This is a genomic window from Ruegeria sp. YS9 (assembly GCF_024628725.1).
Lineage (GTDB): Bacteria > Pseudomonadota > Alphaproteobacteria > Rhodobacterales > Rhodobacteraceae > Ruegeria > Ruegeria atlantica_C.
This window is the reverse complement of record NZ_CP102409.1, coordinates 1,126,180-1,138,244: the sequence shown is the minus strand read 5'-3', so window position 1 is coordinate 1,138,244 and position 12,065 is coordinate 1,126,180. Positions and strand designations below refer to the sequence as shown.

The 12,065-nt window shown below is 57.3% G+C and carries 11 protein-coding genes and 1 pseudogene; 6 read left to right on the top strand and 6 right to left on the bottom strand.

Features of this window, described 5'->3' with window-relative positions; all coding sequences use genetic code 11:
- Positions 1 to 31: 31 nt before the first annotated feature.
- The 3 genes and pseudogenes from NOR97_RS21205 to NOR97_RS05830 form a co-directional block, all read left to right on the top strand.
- A pseudogene (locus NOR97_RS21205) lies at positions 32 to 445 on the top strand (SDR family NAD(P)-dependent oxidoreductase); the annotation flags it as partial.
- Positions 446 to 536: 91 nt separating this feature from the next.
- Complete coding sequence (locus NOR97_RS21200) at positions 537 to 671, top strand: SDR family oxidoreductase (RefSeq protein WP_374041607.1); 135 nt, start codon at positions 537 to 539, stop codon at positions 669 to 671.
- 382 nt (positions 672 to 1,053) lie between these two features.
- Positions 1,054 to 1,965 carry a homocysteine S-methyltransferase family protein gene (locus NOR97_RS05830; RefSeq protein WP_174818473.1) on the top strand — a complete coding sequence of 304 codons (912 nt, stop codon included), beginning with the start codon at positions 1,054 to 1,056 and terminating at the stop codon, positions 1,963 to 1,965.
- Between the two features lie 189 nt (positions 1,966 to 2,154).
- Here the strand turns inward: NOR97_RS05830 and NOR97_RS05825 are convergent, their stop codons facing one another.
- Together NOR97_RS05825 and NOR97_RS05820 are read right to left on the bottom strand one after the other, a co-directional pair.
- The gene (locus tag NOR97_RS05825; RefSeq protein ID WP_257600512.1) at positions 2,155 to 2,781 is read right to left on the bottom strand and encodes a class I SAM-dependent methyltransferase; all 627 of its coding nucleotides are present in this window, start codon (positions 2,779 to 2,781) and stop codon (positions 2,155 to 2,157) included.
- A gap of 24 nt (positions 2,782 to 2,805) precedes the next feature.
- Positions 2,806 to 3,633, bottom strand: coding sequence for a sterol desaturase family protein (locus tag NOR97_RS05820; protein WP_170346644.1), 828 nt, complete (start codon positions 3,631 to 3,633; stop codon positions 2,806 to 2,808).
- A 181-nt stretch (positions 3,634 to 3,814) separates the two neighbouring features.
- On the opposite strand from NOR97_RS05820, the gene NOR97_RS05815 reads away from it, so the two are divergent.
- A complete protein-coding gene (locus NOR97_RS05815; RefSeq protein WP_257600511.1) occupies positions 3,815 to 4,831 on the top strand; it encodes an AraC family transcriptional regulator in 1,017 nt (338 codons plus the stop codon).
- Positions 4,832 to 5,071: 240 nt separating this feature from the next.
- Complete coding sequence (locus NOR97_RS05810; protein WP_257600510.1) at positions 5,072 to 5,704, top strand: tyrosine-type recombinase/integrase; 633 nt, start codon at positions 5,072 to 5,074, stop codon at positions 5,702 to 5,704.
- Positions 5,705 to 5,935: 231 nt separating this feature from the next.
- Here the strand turns inward: NOR97_RS05810 and NOR97_RS05805 are convergent, their stop codons facing one another.
- Entirely contained in the window at positions 5,936 to 8,362 is a 2,427-nt protein-coding gene (locus NOR97_RS05805; RefSeq protein ID WP_257600509.1) for an FAD-dependent oxidoreductase, read from the bottom strand.
- A 109-nt stretch (positions 8,363 to 8,471) separates the two neighbouring features.
- Between NOR97_RS05805 and NOR97_RS05800 the strand changes: the two genes are divergently transcribed.
- A complete protein-coding gene (locus NOR97_RS05800) occupies positions 8,472 to 9,407 on the top strand; it encodes a LysR family transcriptional regulator (RefSeq protein WP_257600508.1) in 936 nt (311 codons plus the stop codon).
- A 90-nt stretch (positions 9,408 to 9,497) separates the two neighbouring features.
- Here NOR97_RS05800 and NOR97_RS05795 read toward each other — a convergent pair whose 3' ends face one another.
- The 3 genes from NOR97_RS05795 to rpoH all read right to left on the bottom strand — a co-directional run bounded on the left by NOR97_RS05795 (position 9,498) and on the right by rpoH (position 11,941).
- Positions 9,498 to 9,767: a DksA/TraR family C4-type zinc finger protein gene (locus NOR97_RS05795; RefSeq protein ID WP_170346639.1), complete on the bottom strand. Its 270-nt coding sequence runs from the start codon at positions 9,765 to 9,767 to the stop codon at positions 9,498 to 9,500.
- Between the two features lie 58 nt (positions 9,768 to 9,825).
- Positions 9,826 to 10,800, bottom strand: a complete 975-nt coding sequence (locus tag NOR97_RS05790; protein ID WP_257600507.1) for a Gfo/Idh/MocA family protein — start codon at positions 10,798 to 10,800, stop codon at positions 9,826 to 9,828.
- A gap of 244 nt (positions 10,801 to 11,044) precedes the next feature.
- Positions 11,045 to 11,941 carry an RNA polymerase sigma factor RpoH gene (gene rpoH, locus NOR97_RS05785; protein WP_170346637.1) on the bottom strand — a complete coding sequence of 299 codons (897 nt, stop codon included), beginning with the start codon at positions 11,939 to 11,941 and terminating at the stop codon, positions 11,045 to 11,047.
- Positions 11,942 to 12,065: the final 124 nt, after the last annotated feature.

Genomic DNA, 12,065 nt, shown 5'->3' with positions numbered 1-12,065 from the left:
GGATCCGGCATGGGCGCAGATAGCGCGGGCCTTGGCCGCAGATGGCTTTAAGGTCGGAATTCTGTTGGCTTCCGGCAAAGGCGAAGCGCTTGCCAAAGAACTTGGCGGTGCTGGCGTCACGGGCACCAACAAGTCCGAAGCAGACCTGCAAAAGCTAATCGATGCGGCCATGTACCACTGGGGCCGTATTGATGTTTTGATAATCTCCGCCGGTCACGGACCGCGCGCACCGGTCCTCGAGCTCACGATGAGGACTGGCACGAGGGCATGGAGGTCTACTTCCTGAACGCCGTGCGCCCCTCGCGTCTCGTCATTTTGATCATTAAAAAAACAAGGTGGCGGGGCGATCATCAATATTTCGACCTTTGCCGCGTTTGAGCCGAACCCGGTGTTTCCAACCTCAGGCGTGATGCGCGCCGGGCTTGCTGCCTTCACAAAACTCATTGTCGACAAATACGCAGCCGAAAACATCCGCATGAACAACGTGCTGCCAGGATTCTTAGACTGGCTGCCAGAAAAAGGAAGAATTCCGCTAAATGATCCCGATGGGCCGCTACGGCAACTCGCTTGCCGAAATCGCAAGTGTCGTGGCCTTTCTGGCTTCGGATGGCGGAGCCTACATTTCCGGTCAGAATACCCGGATTGATGGGGGAATTACTCGGTCGGTTTAGGTCCAATGATAGTGAAGCTGAGAGCACCGCTGGTCGCCGGCGCGATTTGAGCTTGTCATCGACGATGTCGGCTTTCCGTGCTTGGTTGCCAGTTATGCATCTTGCTGCATCGGTGGTTTCGGGCTCTTTGTGGACCTCTGATGCGGCGCGGCATTTGCTCAATCTTGGCGTCAGTTGGCGACAAGCGGCCCATACCGGCCACTCGACATGCCCCTAGATTGCAGCAACTGCAGCCCGCTTTCCAGACATTCGCTATGTTTGCGAGCTGCTCGGACAGATTAGGGCATGCGTACAGAAAATACTCCACTGCCCAAAGGTTCACAGGAGACCCGAGAAAATGTAGGTTTCTTGTGAATAGAAAGGGAAAAGGGCGTAGATTAGAATGGCACGACAGCTCCTAAACGAAGGTGACAAGACCTTTCTGGTTTATGCCGGTACTGGCACCGACCTGGTATTCAATCATGGACTTGAGCTACCCGGATTTGCCTCGTTTCCTTTGCTCGAACAGCCTGACACTAGAGCGATACTTGCCGGTCAGATGCAGGCTCTTGTCGATCTCGCCAGCGAAATGAATGTCGGATGTATTCTTGATGCGCCCACATGGATGGCGAATGCCGACCGGGCGGCACCTTTGGGGTACGATGCAGAACGGCTTGTAGAGGTGAACAAAGATGCGGTCAGTCTAGTGGAAGACGTGCGCCGGGCCGCCGCTCGCGAAGATGTATTGTTGTCGGCCTGTATAGGCCCACGCTTTGATCCTTACGCCGACATCCCGCCGATATCCGTCGAAGATGCACGGCAATACCATGCCGCTCAAATGCACAGCCTGAAAGGCACAACTGTCGACCTGGTTACCGCTTATACATTCAACCGTCCAAGTGAGGCAACAGGATGCATCCTCGCCGCCCGAGATGCTGGTCTGCCGATCATCATGTCTCTGGTTGTTGAGACAGATGGGTGCTTGGCGGACGGAACCAAACTTGTGGATGCAATTGACCAGATCGATGGGGAATCGGACACGGCGGCAATGTTTTTTATGGTCAATTGCGCTCATCCGACCCATTTCGCCGGAGCGCTTGGCAACCACCCGAGGCTGAGAGGTATTGTGGCGAACGCTTCAACTTGCTCTCATGCGGAACTTGACGAAGCAGATGAACTGGACGAAGGCGATCCCGTTGAACTTGGTAAGCAGATTGCCAAGATTGCTCGGAGCAATCCTTCGGTTCAAGTATTCGGAGGGTGCTGCGGAACAGACATGCGCCATCTGAAATTGATGGCCAGCGAGCTTGCGTAGCTAACCTACTTCTACGGCCGATAAGAGACATTCGGCACCCAGCTGGCATTCTGCGGTCGCAGCCCGCATTCCGGTCATTCGCCGCATGTGCAAAATTTGGCACTGCTCGAACTCACAGATCGCGGACATCGCGCCAATTCGCAGCACGAGCCGAAGCGACGGCTCAGCCCGCCTTTGCGATCCTTCGCTTCACGGCTTCTCCGCGATACTCCAATGCGTCAAATGTCCTGTGATCTCCTCAGTTGTGGTCTCTGGGTCCAGGAACCCGACCAGCTTCAACGTCTCCTCCACTTCCTGAACGCTCGGGAAACGATAGACAGTGTCGGGGAACCCATGCACAGCCCGTCTGTCGGCGGTCGATCGGAAACAGAACACGAATCGCCCACCATGGCGAAGAACGCGAAACGCCTCGGCAAGGTGGGTCGCCGGGTCCGGCCAAAAATAGACCGTATGCACCGAAAGCGCCTTGCCAAACCGCTTGTCCGGAAAGGGCAACGCAGCAGTGTCGGCAGAATGAAACGTCAGGCGCGTGTCCCAGACCGCATCACGGTTCCTCGCGAGAGCACGCTCCAGCATAACCTCGGAGAAATCCACGCCGGCGCTGTCCGAAAGACGTACCATCGCGTCTGCCTCGAAAAGCGTTTCGCCGTGGCCGCAGCCGATGTCGATGAGGCTGTCGCCATCTGCCAGATCGAGGAGGTGCAGCGCGCGTTCGTTCTCGGGACGAGTCTCGCGCGCCATGACCCGGGCGACAATTGCACCAAGCAGACCTGTAGGTCGGCGGCTCTGACGGGCGATGAATTCCGGTTTCCTCATCTCTGTTGCTCCAGCAGGGGGATTTCATTCGGCGTTGTCCAGGGCACGCCGGAGTGCCCTACGGACGCCCTGTGCCGGAACCGGTTTGGCCGCCCGGCGGAAAGCTTCGCGATAGCCGGGGTGCTCCGTCCCCATCAGCCGGTCCCACCATGTGAAGTAGAGGCCGAGGTTATAGCCGGCATGGGCGTGGTGCAGGTCATGATGAGTGACGGTCGTCATCCAGTCGAACAGCGGCCTGCCGGACCGGTTGGCCGGGAAAAGTTCGTAGCCCGAATGCCCGATCGCATTCCGCAGCATCATGTGCGTCGCGAATACCAGGATCGCCGCCGGATGCGCGGGCAGGACAAGCAAGATCAGTGGCAGGTAGACCGCATTCACCACCGCCTCGCCCAGATCGAAGCTGTAGGAGGTAAAGGGCGTCGGGTTGTGCGACTTGTGATGCAACCTGTGAAAGCGCCGGAAGAGCGGCGGGTAGTGCAGCAGCCTGTGCGACCAATAGAACCACGTATCATGGGCGACGATCAGAACCACTGTGCTGAAAATGAGATAGGTCAAGCCGTAGGTGGCGATTTCGGTATAGATCGGGACGAGTCCCGCCTCCGCTCCGACAACGATCAACGTCCCGTTCAGCGCAAAGATCAGAACCGTACGCAGGCTTGCGAGGATTTCGCGGCCGATCTGGCCTTGCGGCGGTTCATCGGCCCGGATCTTCCGCGCCCGGAGCCGGGCCGCCAGCGCCAGGTTCACTGTCAGATAAACGCCACCTGCACCGACGGCGTAGCGCAGAAGGTCCGTGGCAAGAACGCCGGAGAAAATCCCGGCGAGATGGCTGATGATGCATTGATCTTCCATGATGGTCTCCGGTCTGAAATGCCGACCGATACATTGGAGCGCATCGGTTTACCGCTCTCGCTGTCTTTGAAAATCGTTCAATGATTTCAGGAATCGACGTGGCTTTTCCGGAATCGGTGCGCCCATACCAGTTGACTGGTTCACTGGTCTCGGCTTCGCTCGATCCATGGATGACTTCACGGTGAGAGCTGATCTCTTCTTGAGGGGCGGCGCGGTGACGGCGCTGGCGACTTGTGCGCTGATCTTCCTGGCCAATCGTGCCCTTTGGCCCAGGGGCCTGTCGGTGCCTGCCCTCTGCCTCGGACTTGGTGCCTACTTGCTTGTGTCGTCGCCGAACCTGGGGCTCTCCGGAACCAGGGCCGAGACCGGTCTCGTCATGATGGCCGGTGTGGTGCCGGTCCTGGCGGTCTGGGCCGGGGCCGAGATATTCCTCGACCGGCCGGTTTACCGGCCGTGGCACGGCGTGCTGGCAGTCTTGGTCACCGTAGGTGCCTGGCTTGCACCCATCCTGCCCTTCGCGGCGACGCTCCGGGGCATCCTTGTCGTCTTGCTCTATGCGGGCTTGCTCTATATCGCGCTGTCCACCGCCGCCGACGATCTGGTCGAAACCCGCCGCCGGTTCCGCAGGTGGTTCGTGGCGCTTATGGCCCTGACCGGCCTCGGAATCTCGGTGGTCGAGTTCCTCAAGCTCGATGCCGATCTGCCACCCGTGATGTACCCGCTCCATGCCTCGGGATTTCTGGTGCTGACGCTGCTGTTCCTGTCCTGGGCCGTGCGGATCGCACCCGATCTCTGGCCCCTTCGGCGGGAGCCCGAACCGCGACCTGCCATGCCACTGTCAGGCGCCGATGCCGCAGTTCTGCAAAGGGTAGAGGCGGCGATGGCGGATGGTATCTGGCGACAGGAAGGGCTTACAATCGCGCGGCTCGCAGCAGCCGTGGATGCGCCTGAGCACAGGGTCCGACGCGTGATCAACAAGGGGCTCGGGTATCGCAACTTCGCCCAATTCGTGAACGAACACCGGATAGGGGCGGCGTGTGAGGTTCTGTCCGATCCTGCGCGGGCCGATACACCTGTGCTGTCAATCGCCTACGATGTCGGGTTCGCCTCCATTGGGCCGTTCAACCGTGCGTTTCGAGAGAAACATCAGCAATCCCCGACTGAATACCGTAAACTGCATGGCGTATCGAACGGATGACGCAGTTTGCGATTTGTCGCGCTCACAAGGCTCCGTCCTACCCTTGCATCACAGGCACCTTCCTGAACTTGGAAATTGAATGGCTGATCTGGCGCATTTGCGTGCCTCCATTTGGCCTGCAGCATCCGGCAAAATGGGCTCGGAGCGGCCAATTTCTGCGTCAGCACCAATCCATGATAGGTTGCCCTGTCAACGTCGGGTTGGCGTTGTGGAAGGGCGTGGTGGATTGGAAGAACCACCATGCAAATGCCAAACTTACCTGCCATTCGAGCCCGCTGCCCCGCTTGGAACAAGGGACGCATTATAGGTCAGAAACGCCCACTTATGCCCAAACATGTCTGGGCGATCCGAGTGCGCCTGGAAATTGCCGCGTACCATCGCGATCTGGCGCTGTTTGACCTGGCGATCGACAGCAAACTACGCGGGTGCGATCTGGTCAAACTGAAGGTCGCGGATGTCTACGCCGCTGGTCAGGTTAAGGAACGCGCCTCAATCATTCAGAGCAAAACACAGAAGCCTGTCCGTTTTGAGATCACCGAGGGCACACGAAAGTCGCTGCTGTGCTGGATGGAACAACCGCTGATGACCGGATCGGAGTACCTCTGGCCTGGGCGTTTCCACGAACGGCTTCACATTTCCACGCGACAATACGCGCGCCTGGTTCGGGATTGGGTGGAACCGATCGGTCTGCAGCCGAGTGCGTACGGAACACATTCGATGCGCCGGACCAAGGTTGCGCAAATCTACCGAAAGACAGGAAATCTGCGAGCGGTACAACTTCTGCTTGGTCACACCAAGATGGACAGCACCGTCCGGTACCTTGGCGTCGAATTGGAGGATGCATTGGCGATCGCAGAGGCGGTAGAAATCTGAAGGCTTGGGCCGTCTTCACGGACGGCCCTGCGCCGCCGTTGGCCACCACTTCAGAATGCTGCAATGCGATACGCCATTGCGGTCATTCGACCATGGCGCAGAATTTTCGGAGGATGACGGTCGGCGAAGCGGGCTTTAATGCCGTTCGCTGTGTTCGAATTAATGCCTTCCATAGGCACATTGCGGTAGACCCCATTGTAGAAAAACACTCTGGATCTGGAGCGCCACAGATCATGAGATACCTCTGGGCACGGCGTTTTCAACATCAAAAAGGCAGGATGGACAGACTGTGGCTAGAATGGTTTCGCCAATGAGCAGAACCTCAACTTCCGTGCCGGTTTCGGCATGAGTCGGATCGATGTATGCGATGGCAAGGTTCTTCCCGGTGCGATAGCCCCATGCGGCAGAGGTTATCGATCCGATTGGATTACCATCAGCGAACACTCCTTCACCAGGACGTGCTGTTCCCTTGGCGCTGTGGATTTCCAGAACAACACGTTTTTTGCGGGTACCTGCGTCGATTTGCGCCTTAAGCCCTGATTTTCCTGGGAAATCCTTGTTCATGTCTACGTAGCGAAGCAGCCCTGCCTCGATCGGATTGAACTCGGTGATGAAATCAGCTTTCCAGTGGCCATACCCTTTTTCCAGGCGCATCGAGTCAATTGCGAACATGCCAAAATGCGACAGCCCAAACGCTTCGCCCGCCTTGGTCAGGATGTCATAGGCGGCATAAAGCTGAGTGTTGGGTATGTGCAGTTCAAACGCCTGCTCACCGGAAAAGCTGATGGCGATAGCCAGCGCCTCGACATGGCCGATAAAAACACGCCGCGCCGTCAGCCAGGGGAAGTCAGACTGCCCCCATTTGGTGCGCGGCGACACAGAGGCCAGCAGGTCTCGGGTTCTGGGGCCTGCAATCACCATCAACGTATGGGTGTTGGTGCGACTTTCGATGCGAATATCCGAACCTTTGGGAAGGTGCTCGGTCAGCCAGTCCATGTCATGATACTCGGCAGACGCGGCGGAGCCATAGAAGATGCTCCCGTCCGGAAGTGGCACAATTGTCGCCTCGCCCGAGATATTGCCTTTCGGTGTCAGGAAATAACACAGGCTTGCCCTGCCGGTTTGGGTCGACACCTTGGAGCAGGTTAGACTGCTGAGCCAGTCGAGCGCATCGGTTCCGCTGATGCGGTAATGGTTGAAACCTGACAGTTCGGCCAACCCGACACCCGAACGTAGCGCCTGGATCTCGGCCCCCACAACATCGTGCCAGTTCTGGAATGCGTATCCGTGAGTTGTTTGGAAATCCGCGTCAAGTTTGTAGAACTCTGTCCGCTCCCAGCCATTGACGACGCCGAACTCGGCACCTTTGGCTTTCAGCACCGGGTAAAGCGGAGATGCCTTGGCCGGGCGACCGGCCGGGCGGTGTTCATGCGGCAGGTGCCAGCGGAACTCGTGCCGGTAATCCTCGATTGATTTCAGCGCGGTGAACTCGGTATTGGCAAAACTGGTGATGCGGCGCGGATCAAGCTGCCAGCTGTCCCACTCGGTTTCACCATGCACCATCATCTGCGCCAGCATCTTGCCGTAGCCACCGCCTTCGCCGATGCCCACTCGCAACCCGTTCATCGACCAGCAATTGCGCAGGCCCGGTTGCTTGCCCACCAGCGGCCCGGCATCCGAGGCATAGGCAATCGGCCCGTTCACTACGGATTTGATGCCGGCCTCCTGCAAACAGGGCAGACGGTCAAAGATCGGTTCCATCTTGGGCAGCAAGCGGTCCAGATCATCGGGGCAGAGCGCATTGACGAAATCAGGGGCGATCCCGTCCATCCCGAAGGTCTTGCAGTCATGTTCGTAGATGCCGACCAGAAGCCCCTTCTTTTCCTGCCGCATATAGAACGTGTCACGCGGGCAGCGCACCATGGGCACGCGGGTGTCGCGCTCGACCAGTTCAGGGATGTCTTCGGTCACGAAATACATGTGCTCCATCGCAATGACGGGGTATTCGATGCCCATCAGCGCGCCGACTTCGTTGGCGCGATAGCCGGCCGCGATCACGATATGCTCAGCGGTGATCGTGCCGCTTTCTGTCGTCACCAGCCATTCGTCATTGGGCAGTTGTTTCAGCGCAGTAACGGGTGTGTTGCGGTGAATTTTCGCACCCATTTTGCGAGACCGGGCGGCCAAGGCCTGACACAGCTGCGCCGGGTCGATGTCGCCGTCCTGTTCATCCCACATCGCCGCCAGAACACCTTCGGTGTTCAGCAATGGATTACGCCGTTTTGCTTCGGCGGCATCAAGCAGATCAAACTCGATCCCCAACCCCTTGGCCACAGACATGATGTGATGCACTTCGTCAACGTGAGTGGGGTTGGTCAAAAGCCGCATGCCACCCGTGGCATGGTGATAATTGATCGGATAGGCCGGATCATCGGCCAGTTCCTTGTAAAGCCTGATGGTGTAATCCCGCAGCAACAGCAGCAGTTGATTGAACGCCACACTGGGGCATTGCGCCGCCGAATGCCAGGTGGTGCCGCTGGTCAACTCGTTGCGTTCCAGCAGGACTGCGTCGGTCCAGCCTTCCAGACCAAGGTGATAAAGCGCCGACAATCCACCAATGCCACCACCAACAACGACAACCCGCGCATGGCCTTGCATGAGCCACCTCCAGAAATTCAGATTTCTGGATAGTATCAGCCGGATTATATCTTTTGAAAAACTGAATGTTTGAAATACAAAGATCATAAATAGTGAATTATGAGCGAGTATGGATATTAGTCTGAAAGCCCTTCGATATTTCATGGAGGCCACTGAAAGCGGCAGCCTGACAGAGGCGTCCAAGAAGATGCACGTGGTGCCATCCGCCGTGCTGGCTGCGGTCAACCAGGTGGAAGAGGCCTTTGGGATGCAGCTCACCATCAGACACCGGTCCAAGGGGATTGCGCCGACATCCACGGGGAAAATCATCATGGCCCGTGTCCGGCATCTGCTCGATGAATACGAGGCACTGATGAGCCAGGGCGCCGAGATGCGTACGCAATTGATCGGCACATTGCGGGTGGGATACTACGCGCCTGTTGCCCCAGCTTTTTTACCTGCCATCGCGCAAAATCTTTTGGCGGACAATCCACGTGTCGATATCAAGTTCATCGAATGTGACACCCAATCCGCCCAAGCCGGTTTGCTGTCCGGTGACTTCGACGTCATACTTTGTGTTGCCGAAAGCTTGGCCCCGGAAGTGGCCTTTGAGACCCTGATAGAAGTGCCCGGCTACCTTCTTGTCCCAAAACAGCACGCGTTTGCATCCAGAAGCAGCGTCTCCCTTTCCGAGCTGGATGGCGAGCCCATGATTCTCCTCGATCAGCCTGTGATCAGCGACTACTACAGCCGTATGTTCCAGGCCGCCGAGGTCACTCCGCATGTGGTTTGCACTGCAACGACGCTCGAAATGGTTCGAAGTCTGGTTGGCATGGGCGTAGGCTGTTCGCTGTTGCATATGCGCCCCAAAACGCATGAGACCTACGCGGGCGAAAACGTCCTGGAGGTGCCGTTGTACCCGGCCACCGACCCGTTGAAAATTGTTCTTGGATACCTGCCAGACAATCCACGCCGCATCGTGAAATACTTCACCGACAGCCTGCGGGATCTGTTTTTGCAGGACGCGGCAAACCGCTTTCTGGTCATATCACAAGCCGAAAAATGACTGGTACGGCGATAGCTATATGTCGCTTCATGCCAGTTAATACGTATCGCAGCATTAGACGCTTTGGGCTCATAGCAGCCATACCCAAGATCACTTCAACTGACTGTCTTTCGACCCCCGCCGATTGACTCCGCCACGTGCCTTGAACGCGCCGTCCCGTTCCTGCTGGCAATCCAGACACAGCTTTACTCCCGGCAACGCGACGCGACGCTTTTCCGGTATGGGTTCTTCGCATTCGGCACAATGGGTCAGGCTTTCGCCCTGGGGCCGCTTTTGCGCCTGCATCCGCGCCAGTTCATCTGAGATCGACGCTTCGATCTGTTCGCTCACAGCGCCGTCGCGTGCCCAACCTCCGGCCATCTGTCATCTCCTGAAATTGTGACATGCAGGATAGCTGAGCCGTTGGCCGAAACGCAAGTTACAGCGAAACTGCACCTTCGAATACACGATCAATCACCTTTTGCGTTCCGCGTGAGAATTCCAAAGGACAAGGATATTCCGCCCCGTCCCGGATCGAACGGCAGAAGGCCTCGACCTGCAACTTGTAATGGTCTGCTCCGGGGAAGCGAGTGACCTGAACTTCAAGCCCCGGCCGGTGCAGTTCGGCCCGCGCCTCTCCGAACACACGTGCATTGAACGGGGTCGTCAGACGGACCAAACCACCTTCGCCGTGAAACACCATTTCCTGATGGGGATGCATCCGTATGGACACATAGCTGGAATAGGTGAAATCGGGGAACTGCGCGCGTATTTCGGTAAAGATGTCGATGTCATCCTGCCACCGGATCGCTGACTGCACTGACACAGGCTCTTGCCCGGTTGCAAAGCGCGCTCCACCGATCACGTAGACCCCGATGTCACGCAATCCTCCGCCGCCCGTTTCCGCACGGTTTCGAATGTTCCGAGTGTCAGAGCGATTGTCGAAACTGAATGCACCGGTCACATGTACCAAATTGCCGATGGCACCATCAGCGATCAGTTTCCTTGCAAGTTGCCATTGAGGGTGATGGACGATCATGTATGCCTCAGCGGCCTGCAGGCCGCTTTCATCCCGCTTTTGAATCAACGCGTCGAATTCATCCGCCTTCATGGTCATGGGCTTTTCGCACAGAACATGCTTACCAGCCTTCAAAGCCTTAAGGCTCCATTCCGCATGCATATGGTTGGGCAACGGGATGTAGATTGCGTCGATTCCGGTGTCTGCCAACAACGCATCATAGCTGTCATACACGTGTAAATCCGGGCAAAAAGACTGGAACGGTTCGGCCTTTGCGGCATCGGACGTTGCCAGCCCGGCCAAGCGCGCCCCGTTGGCGGCATGTATCGCTGGGGCCATGTATTCGCGGGCAAATTTCGCGGCACCCAATACGCCAAATTGAACCGGTTTCTGCATTGCGCCCTCCGTACTCGGCTTGTTTCAGATTGTGCGCATCCAAAGGGTCCCCGAAGGCTTGACCTGCCACAATATCAAAGAAGAAAACTGTACTTTCTCGTAGCACAGCTTCCGGTCTTCAGCCACTTTTTCGCGCCTCAGCGTCAGTGGCTGCCAACATTTGCAAAAAAACGCCCCCTGATCTTCAGAGAGCGTTTTCTGTCTTCGCGTAAACGCGACAGGGTCGGCCCCGAGGGCCAGTCTGTCAGGCGGTGCCCAGCATGCCTTTTTCCCGCGCTAGATCCCGCATTTTCTTTTGCAGTTTCTCGAATGCGCGCACCTCGATCTGGCGAATGCGCTCGCGGCTTACGTTATACTGTGTGCTCAATTCCTCGAGCGTGACAGGCTGATCCATCAAACGGCGCTGGGTCAGGATATCCTTTTCCCGATCATTCAGCACATCCAAAGCCGCCGCCAACAGTTCCCTTCGCGCTTCCAACTCATCGCGCGCTTCGTAATCACCGGCCTGATCGGCATCCTCATCCTCAAGCCAGTCCTGCCATTGCATGGTGCCTTCGCCTTCGGACCCGACCGTGGCGTTCAGGGACGCATCGCCACCGGACATCCGGCGGTTCATGCTGATCACTTCTTCTTCGGTCACGCCCAGATCAGTGGCGATCCGCTTGACGTTTTCCGGGCGCAGGTCGCCCTCTTCCAATGCGCCGATACGGGCCTTGGCCTTGCGCAGATTGAAGAACAGTTTCTTCTGCGCCGAGGTCGTGCCCAGTTTAACCAGAGACCAGGACCGCAGGATGTATTCCTGGATCGAGGCACGTATCCACCACATGGCATAGGTCGCCAGACGAAAGCCTTTTTCAGGGTCAAACCGTTTGACCGCCTGCATCAGGCCCACATTGGCCTCGGAAATCACTTCGGCCTGCGGCAGTCCATAGCCGCGATAGCCCATGGCGATCTTGGCCGCCAGACGCAGGTGAGATGTCACCATCTTGTGCGCGGCTTCAGTGTCCTGCTCTTCGACCCAGCGCTTGGCCAGCATGTATTCTTCTTCCGGCTCCAGCAGAGGAAACTTGCGGATTTCCTGCATATAGCGATTCAGGCCGCCCTCGGGCGTCGGTGCGGGAAGATTTGCGTAGTTTGCCATTATTGTGTCCCTCCGACAAATGTTTAGGTATTTAACATAGGATATGGGTAAGGAACCCTTCCCATTCAAGAGGTGCTGCTAACAGTCTGGAATTAATCTTGCGTTAAGGAAAGGTAAAAAGCCC

What these genes read in the sequence shown, in the direction of transcription:
- NOR97_RS21200 (WP_374041607.1), top strand. Translation starts at nt 537, where the DNA reads ATGATCCCGATGGGCCGCTACGGCAACTCGCTTGCCGAAATCGCAAGT.
- NOR97_RS05830 (WP_174818473.1), top strand. Translation starts at nt 1,054, where the DNA reads ATGGCACGACAGCTCCTAAACGAAGGTGACAAGACCTTTCTGGTTTAT.
- NOR97_RS05825 (WP_257600512.1), bottom strand. Translation starts at nt 2,781, where the DNA reads ATGAGGAAACCGGAATTCATCGCCCGTCAGAGCCGCCGACCTACAGGT.
- NOR97_RS05820 (WP_170346644.1), bottom strand. Translation starts at nt 3,633, where the DNA reads ATGGAAGATCAATGCATCATCAGCCATCTCGCCGGGATTTTCTCCGGC.
- NOR97_RS05810 (WP_257600510.1), top strand. Translation starts at nt 5,072, where the DNA reads ATGCAAATGCCAAACTTACCTGCCATTCGAGCCCGCTGCCCCGCTTGG.
- NOR97_RS05805 (WP_257600509.1), bottom strand. Translation starts at nt 8,362, where the DNA reads ATGCAAGGCCATGCGCGGGTTGTCGTTGTTGGTGGTGGCATTGGTGGA.
- NOR97_RS05800 (WP_257600508.1), top strand. Translation starts at nt 8,472, where the DNA reads ATGGATATTAGTCTGAAAGCCCTTCGATATTTCATGGAGGCCACTGAA.
- NOR97_RS05795 (WP_170346639.1), bottom strand. Translation starts at nt 9,767, where the DNA reads ATGGCCGGAGGTTGGGCACGCGACGGCGCTGTGAGCGAACAGATCGAA.
- NOR97_RS05790 (WP_257600507.1), bottom strand. Translation starts at nt 10,800, where the DNA reads ATGCAGAAACCGGTTCAATTTGGCGTATTGGGTGCCGCGAAATTTGCC.
- rpoH (WP_170346637.1), bottom strand. Translation starts at nt 11,941, where the DNA reads ATGGCAAACTACGCAAATCTTCCCGCACCGACGCCCGAGGGCGGCCTG.